This window comes from Paenibacillus sp. FSL R10-2782, from assembly GCF_038592985.1.
Taxonomy (GTDB): Bacteria; Bacillota; Bacilli; order Paenibacillales; family Paenibacillaceae; genus Paenibacillus; species Paenibacillus terrae_C.
Genome location: NZ_CP151951.1, coordinates 1,971,187 through 1,989,612, shown reverse-complemented (window position 1 = coordinate 1,989,612; position 18,426 = coordinate 1,971,187). Strand labels below are relative to the sequence as shown.

Here is an 18,426-nt window from a genome sequence, read left to right as displayed (position 1 = left end):
CCCTTTCAAGCGTTGTACTGCCCGGAACACAGGTTGTATGTATAGGTTTCCGGATTTTCTGAAAAATGATATATTGAGAATAATTGTTAAGTTCAAAAGAAAATTATAACATCTTAAAAGGAAAAAATCCTGTCTGTTGTATGGGAAGCATAATTCCCGTTCAATAGACTGACTATCTATGCAGATGGAGTCGGTGACGGTGACGGTGTTGTCCTTATCGGGAACTTTTGGTTTCCCATCTCTGGCCGGGGCTGTAAGTGCCGCCTGCGGTTTGTATATTATACTCATGATGGCGCTGATGTGCGTGATCATATATAGCAGACAACGAAAAAAAGCCTATATCCTTTTTTCGGTTGCCGCTATTTTTATTATGACATATGAAGCCATGAATCTCTATTCGGCAGGTGGCGGCAGAATGCCGCTACAAGGCACCGTGTGGCAAAATACGCTGGAGGCTGCTGCCTTTGTGCTTACCAATGCCGCCGTATTTCAGCTCTACCGGAAGCTAAAACGTTCAGGAGCATGGTCTTTGCTGTTGCTGGGAGCGCTACTGATATTGCCGGTTGGGGCATGGGCTGCCGGAATACTCCCCAGTTGGATCAACGCAGCAAATCTCGTCGGGTTCACCCTGCTTTATCGACTCATTGTGCTTACTGTAAGCCTTGTGTTCATCATCCCACGAATCGGTCAGCCCAAAAAGTTTGCACTGGGCTTACTGTTCTATTTACTTTGGCTTGGATGTCTGTGGCTGCAAAGCGACATTCCGGCAGAAAAAGGTGCAACAAGCACAGTCCTATGGATGTCATTTTTGCCATTGCTGTATTACACTACGTTGTTTCTAATCCTGTTCGAACGGATTGTGGAGCTGCTTCAACGGATTTACCGTTCCTCCATTACTGATGGTTTGACTGGCCTGTATAACCGTAAATACTTTTCGGGGCGATTGCGGCGATATATGGAGCAGGGAATCCGCGTGTCGGTCATTTTTTGCGATATTGATAATTTCAAAAAGCTGAATGATACACAGGGCCATGCCCGCGCGGATGATGTGCTTAAACAAGTTGCACAGATTATGGAAGAAGAACTGGATGAAATCGGGCTGACCGGAAGATACGGCGGCGAGGAGCTGGTCGCGATGGTCGTTGATCGCCGGGCCAAGGTCGGACAGGTCGCGGAACGAATCCGTGAACGGGTCGCCGATGAAAGCATCGTAACCATCAGCGTCGGGCACAGCACGTTAAAGAAGGAAATGAACCCGGATGAATTGGTTAAACAGGCCGATCAGGCTATGTACCTATCCAAAACAACGGGCAAAAACAAGGTCACAGCTTATATGGCAGCAGAAGTGAAAAAAAGCCGTGCAGCACGCGCACAATAAACATGCAGTCTGCCATATGTTAGCTGTAAATCATAGTCTGTAAAGTAAAAATGACGCACAGGGAACTCCCATATGAGCCTGTGCGTCATTGATATTTTTATCGGAAAATACTTAACATTTTTAGCATGCTTGCTGTGATTTACTTATCCATCAAGCCTCTGACGTTGCAGATGCCAAATCCCGGCCGATCCATGCCAGTTCCTCGTTTGTCAGCTCACGATAGCTGCCCAAGGGTAGCTGATTATCCAGCGTTAACGGACCCATCGCCGTTCTTTTCAAATACGTAACCTTTTTGCCAACCGCCTCAAACATACGCTTCACCTGATGAAACTTTCCTTCATGGATCACAAGTGAAATGTATGAAATGACTTCTTCATCTGCCCCTTGCGCTTTTTCATGATGAAGAATGGTCAATTGGGCCGAAAGGGTAACATAGCCGTCATCCAACTCCACCCCTGCTGCAAATTGACGTATATCCTCCTCCGTGACATGTCCCGACACCGTAGCCTCATACGTTTTGGGAACATGTCGCCGTGGAGACAAAAGTTCATGCGCCAGCTTGCCATCGTTCGTTAACAATAGCAGTCCTTCCGTATCCTTATCCAGTCGTCCGACCGGGAAAGGCTCAAAATGCCGTTCCTCCGCACTCAGCAAATCCAGCACCGTTCGTTCCCTTGTATCCTCGGTTGCGGATATAACGCCCGGCGGCTTATGCAACATGATATAAATGTATTCTCGAAAAACAACCCGTTCCCCGTTCACTTCTATCTGATCGTGGTACGGATGAACCTGCAGGCCGCTATCCTTGGTGGTTCGACCGTTCACGGTAATTATCCCTTGCTTTACCTGTCTCTTGATATCACTGCGTGAACCATAACCCATATGGGTCAGAACCTTGTCCAAACGCTGTGTCTGTCTTCCCTTTCCACTCATACCGATGTCCACCTCCAGCCTGCAGGGTATTCATTTTTGAGCATACCATCCTGCCATTTGCCCCATCCGGCAGAATATCCGTCAATGCATACGAGAGCGTAGCCTTTGGGCTGTGCTTCGTTCCTCAGCGCTATTCGCTGGCCCGGGATGGATAACGTTTCACCTTTCAAATAACGAATGGCCTCTATGTCTGAACTGGAGAGGTTTATGCTCCTGACCGCCTCAGAAGGGCGCAAAGCCACCGCCAGCGGATGCGAAGGTACAAACCGACCATTCTTGTCAGTTCCCATAAACCAGCCCGGACGGACCACCTTAAGCCCGTCCAGACGATAGGATTCCAGCGGCGACTGATAAATCCGATCTCCGTAGACTACTGTATGGCCTGCAAATGCATCCTCAAGCTGCTCCTGTACAAAAGAGCGATAGGACTCCAGTACATCAAGTTGTTCGCATCCATCTCTTTTTGCCGCATCTTTACCAGAACGAGACTTGTTGTTCTCGAAACCGCGTGCATTCATTCCTTTACTCGATTTCCCGTGCATCCCTTTTCCATTCCGTTTGTGATCCCCAGTTGCAGACCTGCCCTGTCCGTTTGCCATTGGCGCTTCCTGGATGGACAACCGCTGCTTCTTACGGGCACGATCCGAACCTATGTTTAAAGCCCTTTCGTCCCTGTCGGCAGACCCATCCATTTCAAAGGAACCGACTGTTCCCTGCTGATTATCCGCTGTAGCTGTGCGACTGCCTTGATGCTGCAACACAGCGATAAAATGACCCTCACCCTCTATAAGATGGGGCCAAAGGCGTGCCGTTCCACGCAGCTCTGGATGGGCTTCCGCGACCGCTTCACTCACCCATTCCGGGTGACCTGAAGCAAAGCCCGTTCCTGAAGGAACAGGAACAACGTCAAAATCAGGATGTGCCTCCAGGAACTCCGCGATCATCCCTTCATTTTCTTCCGGTGCAAAGGTACAGGTCGAATAAACAATTCTTCCTCCGTCACTTAACATAGATGCTGCCACTCGCAAAATATCCCGCTGCATAACTACACATTTGTCCACCGAATGGTTTTCCCATTGCTTCGCCATATCCTCATCCTTGCGAAACATCCCTTCCCCCGAGCAAGGTGCGTCAATTAATATTTTGTCAAAAAAATGAGGGAAGGCATCTGCGATCCGATCCGGGCTCTCATTCAGCACCACAGCATTTCGCACACCGTATAATTCCACATTTTTAGCCAACGCCTTGGTTCGATCTGCGCTAATATCATTCGTCACAAGCAGACCGCTTCCTTGCAGCTTGGCCGCGATTTGGGTCGATTTCCCGCCCGGTGCAGCACACAAGTCCAATACAGCCTCACCCTGAGCAACATTCAGCAATTCTACCGGAGACATTGCACTTGGTTCCTGCACATAGTACAGTCCTGCGTGATAATAAGGATGCAACCCCGGCTTGGTGCCGTACGGAACATAAAAACCTGTATCACACCAAGGAATCGGCCGCAGTTCAAACGGCGAAATCGCCTTAAACGCCTCCACCGAAATTTTTAACGTATTGACGCGTATTCCGGTATGAGGCGTATGATCATAAGCAGCCATAAAAGCCTCAAACTCGTCACCGAGCAGTTGCTCCATGCGCTTCACAAATGCAGTAGGGAGCTGTACACCCATAAATGTAATCATCCTGTCCTGTTAAAATAAAATTCATTGTACCATAATCAACCTGTCAAGCTGCAACATCCATGTGATTTACAAACTTTCACTACAAGCTGTAATGTTGTATAATAATGAGATTCGTAGCTACATATTTTGTATTTTGATGGGAGAGATTGCATTGAACACCCAAAAATCCAACAAAAAAAAGCTTATACCTGTCATTGGCTTTTTTGTTGTGCTCGTCATTTTGCTTGGCGTGCTGCTCGCTTTGAATTCAGGCACTAAAAACAAGCTGTATGGCGTTTCCACAGCCTCGTTAAAGCCTGCCACCCAAGAGCTGCTGAATGATCCAAACTATCAGCAGATTATTAAACCGGAGGATCTGCAAAGCAAAATTGACAAAAAGGAAAACTTTTTCGTCTATCATTTTGCATCCGACTGTGTGCATTGCCGCGCCACCACCCCCAAGCTAATGCCTTTGAGCAAGCAGGAGAACATCACCATGCACGAATTTAACCTGCGTGAGTATGAGGACGGCTGGGACAAATACAAAATTGAGTACACCCCTACGCTCATCTATTACGAAAAAGGCGTGGAAAAAGAGCGTATGGTGGGTGGTTTGAAGGAAAGCCCTTCCGACAACGGCTATACACTCGACGATTTCAAAGCCTTTTTTGAAAAATATAAAAAGAACGTAACTTCCTAAACAACCTCCTAAATGACGTTCACACGGTTTAGGCTACTGAACGATAAAGCAGCCCGATCCCCTGAAACGGATCGGGCTGCTTGCTTTCATGGACACGCCTCAGATTACGTCGTGCCCTTCGTACCGGGCGAGGCAGAGCAGGAGCTGTCAGTCGCCTGTCTGCGCCTCACAGAAGTCTCAAGCGCCTGCTGACGCTGCTCATGCTTTTCCCCACGCCGCGGGCCTCTCTGCTGCGGGATGTTGGCTGCTATGGACGGCGATGCGTCCTCCACAGCCTGGCGCAGCCCGGGATCGACGATTTCAATCGTCAAATCCCGAAAACCCGGCGGCTGGCGCTGGAGATCTGCCGAGCCAGCTACAACGGCCTCGACAAGCTGGCGGGCGCAAGCGCGCGCCTCGTCCACCAGTTTCGCCATGTTAATGCCCAGCGCCTGCGGAGACGCATGCTCCAGCTTGTGTACCGCGCTGTCCAGCATCATATGTCCGCCGCGGAAATTCCCGTTGCGAAAATGATACAGCCCTACAGCAATTTGCAGCAAACCTTTATATACAGGGTCACGGTCCAGCTTTATCCACAGCTCTTCCAGTACCTCGTGACATTCAAAATAATCCCGATCCCGATTGAAATATACCAAATAAGCCACGTATAACGGTTCATAGGAAACGTTCACCATTTAATACTCATCCCTGTCGTCTTCCTTGGTAGAAGCTGCCAACAATTCCCTGACTTCATCATGGAGCAGCTTGATCCCTTCCATGTCGTGCCGTTCCCACAGCTCATTGAACCTGCGCTGCGCATCAATCGTTTCACTGATCTTATGGTAGAAATACAGACGGTGCATACCCGTCAGCACCTTGGATACGATATTCGCTTCATCCTCGAACTTCTTCTGCGCTTCCAATATTTCAAGACGCATCGAAGACATTTCATTATCCAGTACAAAGGCCGCCTCAGCTGCCTTTTTCAACCGTGTCCGCATATTATCCGGCAAGCTTTCCCGATACTTATAACTGAGGGAATGTTCGATGGTTGCCCAAAAATTCATAGCCAAGGTACGAATCTGAATTTCTGCCAGCACAATTTTTAATCCAAGCGCTGTCTGCACTGGATATTCCACAATCATATGAAAGCTGCGATATCCGCTATCTTTATAATTGGTGATATAGTCCTTTTCATACAGTACAGTCAAATCCTTGCGTCTTCGAATATACTCTGCTACCCGCCGGATATCCTCAACAAATTGGCACATGATGCGGATTCCTGCAATATCCTCGATTCCCGTCTCCAGTTGATCAGAAGGGACCTGTAATCTCTTCGCTTTATCGAGGATGCTTGATATTTTTTTCACCCGTCCGGTTACGAATTCGATAGGAGCGTATTCCTCGCGCTTTTTCAGCTCCGCACGCATTGTTTTGAACTTGACCTTAAGCTCCTCCACCGCCTGATCATATGGCAGCAAAAATGTTCCCCAGTCTCTTCCGTCCATCCCCATACCTCCTGTCTCTTTCGACAACACTTTTTTATCTGTGATCTGCACCAACAGCCTCGGTAATGTGTCTAAAGCCGTCCTTTCGCAGCAGCTCACGCAGACCGGCATGTAATGTCCGGTTCACTTCCGGTCCCTCATAGATCAATGATGTATAAATTTCAATCAGGCTTGCACCTGCTTTAATTTTGTCGTAAGCATCACGACTGCTGAAAATGCCACCCGATCCGATAATCGGCAGCTTGCCATCTGTTTGGCGATACACTCGTCCGATGACCTCTGTAGAACGGTCACGCAGCGGCTTACCGCTCAGCCCGCCCGTCTCACTGGCATTTCGGTGCGTCAGGCCAGCCCTCGAAATTGTCGTATTCGTCGCGATGATACCGTCTACTCCACTGGCCGCAATCGCATCTGTCATATATTCCAGTTCCTCATCTGATACGTCCGGCGCAATTTTGACCAGTACAGACTTGGCTCCGCCATACTTCGTCGCCTGCACTCCCATCTCTGCTCGAACAGCTTCCAGCAGCGATTTCAGCTCACTGCCATGCTGGAGCTTTCGTAAATCCGGCGTATTCGGTGAACTAATATTCACTACAAAAAAGTCCGCATACGGGTACAGCGCAGAAATGCACTTCTCATAATCCTTATGAGCATCCTCATTAGGCGTGTTTTTGTTTTTACCAATATTAACAGCGACCGGGACAAGTCGATGTTTTAGCGCAGCCAGACGTTTAGCCATGCTTTCCGCCCCCAGATTGTTAAAACCCATCCGATTCACTAACGCCTCATCGGGAGGCAACCGGAACAAACGAGGACGGTCATTGCCGGGCTGCCCCACAGGTGTCACCGTGCCTACTTCCATAAACCCAAACCCGATCGAGGAAAAGCCGGCAACTGCTTCCGCATTTTTATCCAATCCCGCAGCAAGTCCAATCGGGTTGGGAAAATGAAGGCCGAACAGATCAACCGCAAGATCCTCCGTTTCCTTGACTCCGTACATTCCCCGCAGCGTTGCTGCTCCACCGGGAAGCGCGCCCGCATACTTCAAGCCATCAATGACGACATGATGGGCCGTCTCTGGACTCATTTTGAAAAAAACAGGTTTCACAATCCTTCGATACAACACGATTCATCCACTCCGTTCTATGCCCTTGCGCAATCCTAAAAAAACATCTCTACAAAATAGTTTAGCTTTTTCCATACCAAAAAGAAAGTAATTTGCGAGGTGCAGTATCAGGAACAATTCGGTTGTCATGGAGATGTCATTGAAAATGTATAATCAAACCATTTACAATGGACATAGTAAGACAGGGTTATAGCCCGTCAGAAAAGAGGGAGTGCTGATATGAAGACCAAGCGCAAGCCGCCAAGTCTGCAAAAGAAAAAGGACGAGGTGAACAAGAAGGCGATTGTATGGACCGCCATCAGTTTTGTTCTCCTCATCATTGTAATTGTTCTGGTCGTTGTTTTGGCGCAAGCAGGAAATCGTTAAGCTTCATGTAGCAATGGCATCTAAAGCTAATTTAGCCAGTGATAGGTTTTGCGGGGATTGGTCTGGTCGTGCTGCGGCTCAGTCGTAAATCGGGATCCAGGCACAAGCACTTGATCAGGCAGTCCTCCGGTACCAATGACCACCTCCGTACCTGAAGGTACGAGAGCAAATAACTCCTCCACATCCTCTTTGCCCATGCGAACGCAGCCAAGTGACTCATTTTTGCCAATGCTGTCCGACTCGTTCGTCCCGTGGATGGCATAATTCGTTGCAGACAGTTGCATACCACGGCTGCCAAACTCACCGTTGGACTTGCCGTTCGGATTTACGACTTTATCCGTAATCACAAACTTCCCTTCCGGGGTTCGCTCTCCGCCCAATCCGACAGGATAATTGCGGATCAGCACATTGCCGCTCACCAACCCGAGCCGGTGCTTTGACTTGTCTACCACAATCCGCAGCGGCTGCCCCAGAAAAGGCCGGCCATACAGCGACGACGCCAGCAAAGGACTGCTTTCAACTGACGAGCCAGCTTGTTGACTTGCTGCTCCTTTAGCCCTCTGCCCCTGTGATACGAGTAAATTACGCATAGGTGTAAAAGCCTTCTTCATTCCGTCTGTCGTACCGTACATCATATTATCTGGAAAGCTTCCGGTCAGCTCATCGAGACTTCGAGGGAGACGTTGATGCTGCGTACGAAAAGCACGCATGGAGCTATTCAGCACAGCCAGTTCTTCCTGTCCCGTAGCCCATTGCAGACCTGCTTTTCGAAGCGTTTCACGATCAGACGGCTTACAAGCACACGCTGCTGCGTCGTAAGACTGGACGGCCAAACCACCATTACCTTTGTTTTGCAAGCTAAGCAGCGGCTGTATACGATCTCTCCAGAGCAGCCAAGAACCGCTTTGCTCCATGCCCAGCACTGTAGTCTCGGCGGGTAGACGATTAGCCTTTGCCAACATATCTGCAAGTACCGTTCCTGCTGAACTGCCTGTGCGCGCTTGGGCCGTAAACACACCACCAGCACCAGGCCCACCGATCTGAGCCACTTCATTCGGGTCAGAAATCTGTACTCCTGCCACTTGGACATTGTCGGCTGTCACACGCTCTGTTCCTGACGGAAAAGATGTACTTTCCCTCGAATGGCCCGGCGAATTGGCTGAAGGCACCCATATCAGAAGAAGTACCATCAACGTAGTTAGCAAATAACGCGTTCGGGCCGTTCTCCGCGCCTTCTCCTTAGACATCTGAACCAGTTTATCCTGATACTCCATCCATACGTCTGCCGGAATCTGTTTATGCTCGAAGGCCTCGAACACTTCCCCCGCACGATTGAAGCAATAATTTGCTTTGCCCTCCTGACCGCTGCTCTCATACTCTTTGCCGAGCAAATACCAAGCCATTTTATTATCAGGGTGCATTTTTACATACGATTTAAGATGAGGCGAATGATTCATCGGATCCTCCTGATCGTGTAGTCTTGCCCTATTCTTTACTATGTATATCGGCCAAAATAGGCCATATGGATAGCACATGAAAAAAAAAAGCACCGATAGCACCTTCTTACCGTTGTACGGCAAAGAGTGCTGTCGGCGCTGTACCTATCCAAGTAGAATTAACCTTCTTTATTGAAAGGCTCGTCTGCAACTTTAATAGAGTCTGTAGGGCAACCATCGCAAGCATCCTGCATATCATCAAACAGGTCGTCTGAAATTGCTTTGATGCCTTGGTTTCCATCTCCATCAAAGATCACTTCAGCCAAGCCCTCATCGTCATAATCATAAATGTCCGGTGCTGTAGCACCACAAGCTCCGCACGCGATGCATGTATCTTTTTCTACCCAAGTGTATTTAGCCATATCTTTTCTCTGCCTCCTATACAATCAAACAAACCAGCTTTTGCATTCTATTCACATATTAATACAAACAAAAAATTATTACAAATTATTTTCATTGATCCTTTATGCAAAAAATACTTATAGCGTACGTCTCCGCTGCTTTACATAAACTCGCCAAAAAGTTTATTCCGGCGTCTGGAGATTGTCTTTTTGTAGCGAAGTTCCGCGCAGTTTGGAGTTCCGAAGAAGTACCGAAGGGTCATCTCCCAGCATCCCGGCGGTCAGAACTGCATTTTCGCCAAACTTGTCTCGTAATGCATCCATCGTTCTTAGCAAGCTTTCCTTTTTGGGCTGGTCCTTGTATTCAAATAGATCCATTTGAACTGCAGCTTCTTCCTTCGGGATTAGCTGCTGAAGCGTAATTCCCAGCAAGCGAACAGGCTTGCCCTCTCCCCAATGCCGCCGATACAGCGCACAAGCTTCCTTATATATGTCCTCTGCGCTTTCCGTAGGAATACTCCTTACCTGAGAACGCGTAAAGGTCTTCATCTCCGGCGTCCGAATTGTCAATTGGATACCTCCTGCCAGCATGCCATGCCGTCGAAGCCGGCGGGCTACCTGATCACTGATATTGAGAAGCACCCGTTGGACTTCCTCCAGCTTCACCACATCCAAGGGCAAGGTGGTGGTGTGTCCGATGGACTTGTTCGGCTCCCGCTCGGTATTGACTGGAGAATGATTAATCCCGTTAGCAGCCAGCTTTAACCACGAGCCAGTCACGCCAAATACGCCGATCAGCATATGCTCGTCCGCCTTGGCCAATTGGCCAATGGTGCGAATGTTCATTTGCCGAAGCTTGTCGGCCGTTTTTCGTCCCACACCAAACAATTGACCACAGGGAAGACTCCACAAAATTTTTGGCACATCACGCAAGCGCAAAACAGATATCCCGCTCGGCTTTTTCAGGTCAGAGGCCATTTTGGCCAGCAGCTTGTTGGGCGCCACTCCGATAGAGCAGGGCAGTCCCAATTCGTCCGCTACCCTGCGCTGAATTTCCTCCGCAATCTCCATGGGTGTTCCAAACTGCTTGGAACCTGTAATGTCCAGATAACATTCATCAATTGAAGTTGCCTCCAACATAGGCGTATACGAATAAGCAATGCTCATAAAAGCTTTGGAATAGCTACGATACAGATGAAAATCAGGCTGAATCACGATAAGCTGCGGACAAATCCGCCGGGCTTGCTGGACGACCATCCCTGTTGAGATGCCCAATCGCCGGGCTTCATAGGAGCAGGTTACGATTACACCTCTGCGCAGCTCACTGCTGCCCGCGACGGCAGTAGGCAATCCCTTGTATTTCTCCGGTTCCTCTGCTGCATGAACAGAACAATAAAATGCGTTCATATCGACATGCAGAATAACCCGCCCACCAACCGGATAATAAGCACTGACATCTCTCACGCTCAACCCTTCTTTTAACTATAAATTATAAAATGATTCTATGCCCTATTTTACATGAAATTAAAAGTTTTGCGGTCAAAAATGATATTTATATATTACATTTGAAGTCATAAGTTGATATAATCAAAAATCATACGAATCAAGGCAGGTTGACACTTTTCTATTTTCACGCGTTAAATCATTAAATGAGCTGCTTAAAAAAGCAAAGCATTGCCAATCTATGCAATCCGCGAAGGAGGAGTCCTCATGTCCACCGCTATCTCTATCTTCGATACAACACTGCGCGACGGAACTCAAGGAGAAGGAATTAGCTTGTCTGCTGACGACAAATTGAAAATCGCCAAAAAACTCGATGATCTCGGTGTCCATTATATTGAAGGCGGGATTCCCGGGAGCAACAGCAAGGATATCGAATTTTTTAAACGGGTGCAAGAACTGGGACTCAAGGCCAAGATTGTTGCCTTTGGCAGCACACGCCGTAAAGATAGCATAGCGGCACAGGATGCCAACCTACAACGGATTCTGGAATCCGGCGCCCAAGCGGCTACTCTCGTCGGCAAATCATGGGATTTTCATGTACACACAGCCTTACAGACGACACTCGAAGAAAATCTGTCCATGATTTACGACTCTATCGCCTTTTTAAAGCAAGGGGGTATGGAGGTTATTTTTGATGCCGAGCATTTTTTTGACGGATATAAAAACAATCCCGAATATGCCCTCGCCGTCATGAAAAAAGCGGAAGAAGCAGGCGCAGACTGGCTTGTCATGTGCGATACCAATGGCGGCACCATGCCGCATGAGATACAGGAAATTGTCACCACACTGCATAGCCAGCTCACAAGGTCAAAGCTGGGCATTCACACACACAATGACTGTGAATTGGCTGTAGCCAATACACTGAGTGCAGTGCAAGCAGGCGCGAGACAAATCCAAGGTACGATTAACGGATACGGCGAACGTTGTGGTAATGCTAATTTATGCTCCGTCATTCCAAATTTGCAGCTCAAGCTCGGCTACGGGTGTTTGGACTCCGACAAGTTAAAGCAGCTTCACAACACGGCCCGCTTTGTCAGCGAAGTTGCCAACGTGAATTTGCCAGTGAACCAGCCTTATGTCGGCAATGCTGCCTTTGCCCACAAAGGTGGTATCCACGTGTCAGCTATTCTGCGCGACTCGCGAACCTATGAGCACATCGCTCCCGAACTGGTAGGCAACAAGCAACGGGTACTTGTCTCTGAACTTGCCGGGCAAAGCAATGTTGTGTCCAAGGCGCAGGAGCTGGGCATAACCTTTGATCCGTCCAGCAATGAGGCACGTGGGGTCATTAGCCGCATCAAGGAGCTGGAGCATCAGGGCTACCAGTTTGAAGGGGCCGATGCTTCGCTGGAGTTGCTCATTCGTGAAGCAGGCGGCGAAGTGAAGGAAATGTTCACATTTGAGTCCTTCAAGGTGCTGGTGGAGAAAACAGCGGGGCGTCCGGTTGTATCCGAAGCGTTCTTGAAGCTGAATGTTGCAGGCACAAGCGTTTATACTGCCGCTGAAGGCAACGGTCCGGTCAACGCGCTAGATAACGCACTGCGTAAAGCTCTTTCTCAATATTTTCCGGCACTGCGCGACATGCATCTGGCCGACTATAAAGTACGTGTACTTGACGAAAAGGATGCCACCGCCGCCAAGGTACGCGTGCTCATTGAATCCAAAAATTACGAGGACGTCTGGAGTAACGTGGGCGTATCCGAAAATGTAATTGAAGCCAGTTGGGAAGCACTGGTGGACAGCTTCCGCTATGCGTTGCTGGAAGCTCCGTCTCCGAAAAATCAGCAGAACGAACTATCGCCCCAAGGACTGGTAAATCACTGATTGGATGGTCGCTCTTTGATGTATGCTTTTTATTTAATAAGCGGTGTCTTTTGCGGTCTATTCGGCCCCTAAAGACACCGTCTTTTTTTGCAGTAACTCGATTTTTCGTTCCAGTTCCCGTTCGCTAATCATCCCGATTATGATTTCACGCACCTGACCATCACGGTCAACCATAACATTCGTCGGAAATGCAGCACTCCCAAACCGTTCAAACAGCGCCCCTTGCTCATCCAGCAAAACCGGAAATTGAAGGTTTAGCGAGCGGGAAAACTTTTTCACATCCTCCAACCGATCATAGCGTGTTACATTAATACCATATACGTCCACATCGTGCTTGTATTTGCTATATAGCTCATTCAGTACAGGTGCCTCCAAACGGCACGGATCGCACCATGAGGCCCAGAAGCTTATTATCAGCGCTTTGTTGCGCTTGACTCCCATATTGTAGGATTTGCCGTCCAAACCTTTTAAAATCATGGAAGGAAGCGGTTGACCAGGCTGTATCTTTTGCATCACTTCTATAGTATCTAACTCTGTATCTCCCCCTTTGCCAGCTTCAAGTCTTTCTCCGTCCTCATTTTCCTCCTGAGTTTGCACATTTTTAGCTGGTACGCTTGTCGCATAAGTATAAGTCATGTTTGTTTCTACTCCCCATGAAGCTACTCCTACACCCAGCATAACCATTAGGAATTTAATAAAAACAAGTTTTTTCACAGTCCAATCACCCTGGCTTTCATCTGGATTACTCTCACCCTATCCATATGTTGCCCCTTCTGCTCCCACCTCTAACCCTTCCAATCTATACAGAGGCAAAAAACAGCAAACCCACGAATGATCGCAGACTTGCTGTAATATTGTTCTATATTGAAGCTTGTGCCTTGTACTGAATCAGGCATGGCTTAAATGAGCATACACATCTGCCAAATTGGTCACATTACGCTTCAGCATTTCCTGAACGTACGCCACCCACAGCTTTGCCGTCATTTTCGCGTCCTCTAACGCATGATGCCGTCCCTGAATCTGTATGCCCTGATAGGTCAGCAACTCATCCAAACTATACGTTTGGTGCTGCTGCGGCTCCAGCCATTTGGCGAGCATCATCGTATCCAGAATACGATGGGTCAGTTGCACTTTAGATGTTTTCCATAACGCAGCATTCAAAAAAGCCTTGTCATGAGCGCTGGCATGCGCTACAAGCACCCGTCCTCCTACAAAGGACATAAAGTCATGCAGCCCATCCATAAGCGGCAAAGCCTCATCTGTCATTTCCCGGGTAATTCCGGTAAGCTCCGTAATGTGTTCAGGAATTGCCGTACGTGGATTGACAAGCGTGTAAAATTGCTCTTTTTCCATAATCGTATCCCCGACAACCCGAATCGCACCGAACGATAAAATCTCATCTCCGTGCTGCGCTGAAAATCCCGTGGTTTCCAAATCAAAAACAACCGTCTCCAAACGCTCCAATGGGGTCCGTAATACTTCAGAGCGCCGTTGCTCCCGGGTCAAGGAACGTATAAAGGCCATCTGCTGAGCCGTAGGAGCTCCCATCACAGAGGCGATGGCAGACGGCACCCCTCCTCTGCGAAGAGCGTTCCAAAAGCCGCCTCCCTGCGCTGGTTCCTTCATGACCTTCTCCCTTCCGTAAACCGCAACTGTCTTTGCAGCGCACGATGCAGCCGTCGCACCGTTGAAAGCGCCTCGCGCAGTTCATGCCAGCCCTTACCTTGCTTCAACGGTTTGACAGAAAGATAACCCTTGCTAACCAAGAGTCCGTTCTTCTCCTGAACCGGAGTAGCCATCCGAAGCTGAAGCGCGATCCGAAAGGCCCGCTCGCAAGCATCCAGCAAAGGAGACGGTGCTGCTTCCAGCAGCGCGAGCCGCCTGAGCCTTTTCAACGTAGAGGTCTCCTCCACCCCGTGCTGCAAAGCCCAAAACCGTACTGCATTTACCAACGGGATGTACAAACCGTATTTCACATCAAAATCACCCGCGTGCTCCCCGAAGCGCTCGGTAACGATCTGACCCAAAATATTAAGTGTCGCTTTATGCCTTACGGTGTTCCTAAGTACCGCGGACGGCAAATCGGGATGCTTGCGCAGCAACGCATAAAAGTTTCGTTTCCATTGTACTGACAATCGCTCATCTCCAGCGATATGCTTCATGTCAGACGAGATAATCAGATACCGAATCGGCTCCCAGGCAAAATCATCCGACCATTTTGCCAGCTGCTCCTGCCATTCAGATAATGTTTGTCGCCATAGCGGCTCTGAACACATCACCTTCCCTTCACATTTCGGATATCCCAAATATTCCAACATTGCTGACACCCTCCGGCCGAACTCCATAAAATATGTTTCTTTCCCGGCAGATGCAGCATCACTGATAATCATACCGTTATCCTGGTCACTCCACAGCGTCGACTCCGAGCGTGCCATGCTGCCGAAGGCAATAAATGCGTAAGGGACGGGAGGAGGGCCGAAGCCATCCTCAACCATCCCTTTTTCGCACATTTGCACAGCACTGGCCGCAATGCGGTCATGCATATCATTCACCGTTTGTAACCAGTCTGATAACGGAGCGGAGGCTTGGGAAGCCAGCAGCCATTTCTGAGAATCGACCCTGGCCAGCCTTAGCGATTCAGGCGTATCTGCATGATCAATCGCTTCGGCTGAACTCACCCAAGGTGCCGTATTTTGTAATTCCATACTTCCATCTCCTCCGCTCATCCATACTGGCTTTTATATTTTACATATTAGCTTACAGTCCCAGAACGCTTCTCAGCCTCGGCAACCAACTTCATTTGCTCAGGGTAGCCGTACGTACCATGCTCGCTGATATCCAGTCCCATCGTTTCTTCCTCTTCTGTAACACGAATACCCATAATGGCTTTCATCGAACCCAGAATAATGAAGGAAATGACGAACACGAAAGCCAAAGTGCCTATCAGGCCTAGCAGCTGCACTCCCAATTGCGTAAATCCACCACCATAGAACAGCCCCGCTTGACCGACACCTGTTATTTTCACCAGCTCAGGAGTAGCGAACAATCCCGTGGATACTGCACCCCACATCCCCGCAACACCATGCACGGAGAATGCATATACAGGATCATCTACTCTTGCACGCTCAAACCATTGTGCTGTGAAGAAGGTGACAATCCCTGCTACCGCACCGATGACCAGAGCAGCCCAAGGAGCTACAAAAGCACAAGAGCCAGTAATGGCAACCAAAGCCGCCAGCACACCATTCAGCATAGCCGGAATATCTGCTTTTCCATATACCATCCAGGATACGAGTAGAGCGAAAACTCCGCCTGCTGCAGCCGCAATATTCGTAGTCAATGCCACATATCCGAAAAATCCGTCATTCATAGCCGATACAGCACTACCCGGGTTAAATCCAAACCAACCAAACCAGAGAATAATAACCCCCAGAATGGAGTATACCTGATTATGTCCAGGTATACTGTTCGGCTTGCCGTCCTTGTTGAACTTGCCCAGTCTCGGTTTCAGCAGCAATGTAGCGACAAGTGCCGCCGTAGCTCCTGTCAGGTGGACTACCGTCGAGCCGGCATAATCCTGCATGCCCAGCTTGCTAAGCCAGCCGCCGCCCCATACCCAGTGAGCTACAACCGGATAGATTACGATGGAGAACAAAATACCGAAAATGATGTATACACTTAATTTTGCACGCTCTGCCATTCCCCCGCATGCGATAGAAAGAGATACCGCCGCAAAAGCAAAGTGGAACAAAAACATGATTGTAATCGGAACATCCAGACTTGAAAGGGAGTCAAAAGATACAGCAGCATCCGTGCCGCTCATAAAGAAACCCGTTAGCCCCATAAATCCGTTGCCGCCATCGTTACCAAAGCCTAGCCCGAACCCGAGAGCCCAGAAAGACAATGCAGCAACGCCCGTGGTGAGTATCGTTTTACCAGCGACATGCCCTGCATTCTTCATTCGTGTGGAGCCAGCCTCCAGCAACGCAAATCCCGCCTGCATGAAAAACACAAGAATAAATGCCAAGAAGGTAAATACCGTGTTTAATCCTGCTTGAAGCTGAATATTTGTCGGACCATCAGCAGCGAACGCCCCTACCGGAAAAGCCAGTACCGTCAGCATGGCCAGTAATGCAACAAACCACTTTTTTCTCATGAAGCCCACTCCCTCTAATGTTAAGTTTCTTTACATTTCATGAAATTCTTATTGTCATTATAATCAGAATACATGAAAATTGACAAGATTTTTTTTATTATCTGAAAAAAAATCAATTACGAACTTTATATGTCATATTTACTAACTATAAAAGTAGCTTGTTTCTCACCCTTAAAAAAGCATGACGTTTGACTGTACGGTTGGGAATCATGTAAAATATTTTTATAAGCACTCTGTTTGCAGATGCGTAATATGAAAGGCTGAATGAAGAGCGCGAGGTGAGGACAGATGGGGATATGAAGCTATACCGAATTGGCGAGCTAGCCAAGACGGCTGGTGTCAGCGAACGGACCATTGATTATTATACGAAGCTTGGTTTGATCACACCTGAAGAACGGTCTTTGAAAAATTATCGGCTATACAATGATGAAACTTTAAAAAGGCTTGAACGTATTAACCAAATGAAACAGGAGAAGTATAGCCTTGAGGAAATCAAACAGACCTTAATGAAGTGGAATTCGGTTTCTGGTGAAGAGCACGTCACCGACAAGCTGACAAGTCTGGAGATGCACATGCAGCGCCTGGAGCGGGAAGTCAATGAGCTACAACCTCTTTTGGGGCAGCTCAAGCCCGTTCAAGCGCGTAAGCTGCTTACGGGTCTACTACCACAAAGCGCCGCTTGTATCGAAGCTCTGAAGTATTTGCTTGAGCATAGCTCCATGATGTAGATTTCCGGGCTGTATGATGAAATAATAATGGAGGGTTGCTTTATGATGGGAATGTATATATTGATTATTCTTGCGTTCGGCTTATCCCTATGGGCGCAATTTCGCGTTAAAGGTACCTTTAACAAATGGTCTGATGTGCCCAATGAAAACGGCATGACAGGCTACGATGCCGCCCGGCACATGCTGGATCGCAACGGTTTGCATGATGTGCCCATTGAACCCGTACCCGGTGCGTTATCTGACCACTATGATCCGATGCAACGCGTAGTACGCTTGTCCGAACCTGTATATTATGAAAAATCTATTTCCGCAGTTGCTGTGGCTTGTCACGAGGTTGGTCATGCGATTCAGCATAAAGAGCATTATCCTATGCTCGCCCTACGTCACCGGATTTTCCCGATTGTCAACTTCGCATCCGGTATTGCACCGTTTCTGCTGATTGCCGGGTTCCTGTTCAGCTACACTAACCTGATCGGCTTGGGCATTATCTTTTTCTCGGCTACTGTCGCTTTTCAATTAATTACATTGCCAGTCGAATTTAATGCTTCCAACCGCGCCCGTGAAATTATGGTGTCTGAAGGATTTATCCGCAGTGATGAAGAACGAGGTGTAGCTAAAGTATTGAATGCCGCTGCATTAACATACGTGGCCGCCGCTCTCGTTTCCTTGCTGGAGCTGATTCGCCTGATCGGTATCTTCAACAGCCGTGACTAATCGCTTTTGT

The 18,426-nt window shown here is 48.4% G+C and carries 18 protein-coding genes; 6 read left to right on the top strand and 12 right to left on the bottom strand.

Features of this window, described 5'->3' with window-relative positions; translation table 11 throughout:
- The first annotated feature begins 199 nt into the window (after positions 1-199).
- The gene (locus NST83_RS09240) at positions 200-1,378 is read left to right on the top strand and encodes a GGDEF domain-containing protein (protein WP_342417385.1); all 1,179 of its coding nucleotides are present in this window, start codon (positions 200-202) and stop codon (positions 1,376-1,378) included.
- 150 nt (positions 1,379-1,528) lie between these two features.
- On the opposite strand, the gene NST83_RS09235 is transcribed toward NST83_RS09240, so the two are convergent.
- Together NST83_RS09235 and NST83_RS09230 are read right to left on the bottom strand one after the other, a co-directional pair.
- A complete protein-coding gene (locus NST83_RS09235) occupies positions 1,529-2,311 on the bottom strand; it encodes a pseudouridine synthase (RefSeq protein ID WP_342417384.1) in 783 nt (260 codons plus the stop codon).
- Positions 2,308-3,981, bottom strand: a complete 1,674-nt coding sequence (locus tag NST83_RS09230) for an RsmB/NOP family class I SAM-dependent RNA methyltransferase (protein WP_342417383.1) — start codon at positions 3,979-3,981, stop codon at positions 2,308-2,310. Before NST83_RS09230 ends, NST83_RS09235 begins: the two co-directional genes overlap by 4 nt.
- 163 nt (positions 3,982-4,144) lie before the next feature.
- Here NST83_RS09230 and NST83_RS09225 point away from each other — a divergent pair, with 163 nt between their 5' ends.
- Positions 4,145-4,672, top strand: a complete 528-nt coding sequence (locus tag NST83_RS09225) for a thioredoxin family protein (RefSeq protein ID WP_044646358.1) — start codon at positions 4,145-4,147, stop codon at positions 4,670-4,672.
- Positions 4,673-4,776: 104 nt separating this feature from the next.
- Here the strand turns inward: NST83_RS09225 and NST83_RS09220 are convergent, their stop codons facing one another.
- From NST83_RS09220 to NST83_RS09210, 3 genes are read right to left on the bottom strand one after another with little or no spacing between them, the layout of a single operon-like run.
- The gene (locus NST83_RS09220) at positions 4,777-5,346 is read right to left on the bottom strand and encodes a DUF309 domain-containing protein (RefSeq protein ID WP_342417382.1); all 570 of its coding nucleotides are present in this window, start codon (positions 5,344-5,346) and stop codon (positions 4,777-4,779) included.
- On the bottom strand, positions 5,347-6,159 hold the full coding sequence (locus NST83_RS09215) for a GTP pyrophosphokinase family protein (RefSeq protein ID WP_342417381.1): 813 nt from the start codon (positions 6,157-6,159) through the stop codon (positions 5,347-5,349).
- A 34-nt stretch (positions 6,160-6,193) separates the two neighbouring features.
- On the bottom strand, positions 6,194-7,288 hold the full coding sequence (locus tag NST83_RS09210; protein WP_137062565.1) for a quinone-dependent dihydroorotate dehydrogenase: 1,095 nt from the start codon (positions 7,286-7,288) through the stop codon (positions 6,194-6,196).
- Positions 7,289-7,507: 219 nt separating this feature from the next.
- On the opposite strand from NST83_RS09210, the gene NST83_RS09205 reads away from it, so the two are divergent.
- Positions 7,508-7,654: a hypothetical protein gene (locus NST83_RS09205; protein ID WP_170970826.1), complete on the top strand. Its 147-nt coding sequence runs from the start codon at positions 7,508-7,510 to the stop codon at positions 7,652-7,654.
- A gap of 26 nt (positions 7,655-7,680) precedes the next feature.
- On the opposite strand, the gene NST83_RS09200 is transcribed toward NST83_RS09205, so the two are convergent.
- From NST83_RS09200 to NST83_RS09190, 3 genes are all read right to left on the bottom strand, one after another.
- Entirely contained in the window at positions 7,681-9,111 is a 1,431-nt protein-coding gene (locus NST83_RS09200; protein ID WP_137062564.1) for a L,D-transpeptidase, read from the bottom strand.
- A gap of 158 nt (positions 9,112-9,269) precedes the next feature.
- Positions 9,270-9,512: a ferredoxin gene (locus NST83_RS09195; protein ID WP_014280869.1), complete on the bottom strand. Its 243-nt coding sequence runs from the start codon at positions 9,510-9,512 to the stop codon at positions 9,270-9,272.
- Between the two features lie 162 nt (positions 9,513-9,674).
- Positions 9,675-10,955, bottom strand: a complete 1,281-nt coding sequence (locus NST83_RS09190; protein WP_137062563.1) for a DNA polymerase IV — start codon at positions 10,953-10,955, stop codon at positions 9,675-9,677.
- 246 nt (positions 10,956-11,201) lie between these two features.
- Between NST83_RS09190 and cimA the strand changes: the two genes are divergently transcribed.
- The gene (cimA, locus tag NST83_RS09185) at positions 11,202-12,818 is read left to right on the top strand and encodes a citramalate synthase (RefSeq protein WP_137062562.1); all 1,617 of its coding nucleotides are present in this window, start codon (positions 11,202-11,204) and stop codon (positions 12,816-12,818) included.
- Positions 12,819-12,875: 57 nt separating this feature from the next.
- On the opposite strand, the gene NST83_RS09180 is transcribed toward cimA, so the two are convergent.
- From NST83_RS09180 to NST83_RS09165, 4 genes are all read right to left on the bottom strand, one after another.
- A complete protein-coding gene (locus tag NST83_RS09180) occupies positions 12,876-13,532 on the bottom strand; it encodes a TlpA disulfide reductase family protein (protein ID WP_342417380.1) in 657 nt (218 codons plus the stop codon).
- Between the two features lie 174 nt (positions 13,533-13,706).
- Positions 13,707-14,444 carry an exonuclease domain-containing protein gene (locus tag NST83_RS09175; RefSeq protein WP_342417379.1) on the bottom strand — a complete coding sequence of 246 codons (738 nt, stop codon included), beginning with the start codon at positions 14,442-14,444 and terminating at the stop codon, positions 13,707-13,709.
- Entirely contained in the window at positions 14,441-15,523 is a 1,083-nt protein-coding gene (locus NST83_RS09170; protein WP_342417378.1) for a DUF294 nucleotidyltransferase-like domain-containing protein, read from the bottom strand. The genes NST83_RS09175 and NST83_RS09170 overlap by 4 nt, the downstream gene beginning before the upstream one ends.
- Positions 15,524-15,570: 47 nt before the next feature.
- Positions 15,571-16,974 (bottom strand): ammonium transporter, encoded by a 1,404-nt coding sequence (locus tag NST83_RS09165; RefSeq protein ID WP_342417377.1) that lies wholly within the window; start codon positions 16,972-16,974, stop codon positions 15,571-15,573.
- Positions 16,975-17,270: 296 nt separating this feature from the next.
- Between NST83_RS09165 and NST83_RS09160 the strand changes: the two genes are divergently transcribed.
- Together NST83_RS09160 and NST83_RS09155 are read left to right on the top strand one after the other, a co-directional pair.
- Positions 17,271-17,702, top strand: coding sequence for a MerR family transcriptional regulator (locus NST83_RS09160; protein ID WP_014280862.1), 432 nt, complete (start codon positions 17,271-17,273; stop codon positions 17,700-17,702).
- Between the two features lie 42 nt (positions 17,703-17,744).
- Complete coding sequence (locus tag NST83_RS09155; RefSeq protein ID WP_342417376.1) at positions 17,745-18,416, top strand: zinc metallopeptidase; 672 nt, start codon at positions 17,745-17,747, stop codon at positions 18,414-18,416.
- The last annotated feature ends 10 nt before the right edge of the window (positions 18,417-18,426 follow it).

Bases quoted from the DNA above. Each gene is read 5' to 3' on its own strand.
- NST83_RS09170 (WP_342417378.1), bottom strand. From the start codon at position 15,523: ATGGAATTACAAAATACGGCACCTTGGGTGAGTTCAGCCGAAGCGATT.
- NST83_RS09195 (WP_014280869.1), bottom strand. From the start codon at position 9,512: ATGGCTAAATACACTTGGGTAGAAAAAGATACATGCATCGCGTGCGGA.
- NST83_RS09200 (WP_137062564.1), bottom strand. From the start codon at position 9,111: ATGAATCATTCGCCTCATCTTAAATCGTATGTAAAAATGCACCCTGAT.
- NST83_RS09220 (WP_342417382.1), bottom strand. From the start codon at position 5,346: ATGGTGAACGTTTCCTATGAACCGTTATACGTGGCTTATTTGGTATAT.
- NST83_RS09230 (WP_342417383.1), bottom strand. From the start codon at position 3,981: ATGGGTGTACAGCTCCCTACTGCATTTGTGAAGCGCATGGAGCAACTG.
- NST83_RS09205 (WP_170970826.1), top strand. From the start codon at position 7,508: ATGAAGACCAAGCGCAAGCCGCCAAGTCTGCAAAAGAAAAAGGACGAG.
- NST83_RS09160 (WP_014280862.1), top strand. From the start codon at position 17,271: ATGAAGCTATACCGAATTGGCGAGCTAGCCAAGACGGCTGGTGTCAGC.
- NST83_RS09175 (WP_342417379.1), bottom strand. From the start codon at position 14,444: ATGAAGGAACCAGCGCAGGGAGGCGGCTTTTGGAACGCTCTTCGCAGA.
- cimA (WP_137062562.1), top strand. From the start codon at position 11,202: ATGTCCACCGCTATCTCTATCTTCGATACAACACTGCGCGACGGAACT.
- NST83_RS09215 (WP_342417381.1), bottom strand. From the start codon at position 6,159: ATGGACGGAAGAGACTGGGGAACATTTTTGCTGCCATATGATCAGGCG.
- NST83_RS09235 (WP_342417384.1), bottom strand. From the start codon at position 2,311: ATGAGTGGAAAGGGAAGACAGACACAGCGTTTGGACAAGGTTCTGACC.
- NST83_RS09155 (WP_342417376.1), top strand. From the start codon at position 17,745: ATGATGGGAATGTATATATTGATTATTCTTGCGTTCGGCTTATCCCTA.
- NST83_RS09165 (WP_342417377.1), bottom strand. From the start codon at position 16,974: ATGAGAAAAAAGTGGTTTGTTGCATTACTGGCCATGCTGACGGTACTG.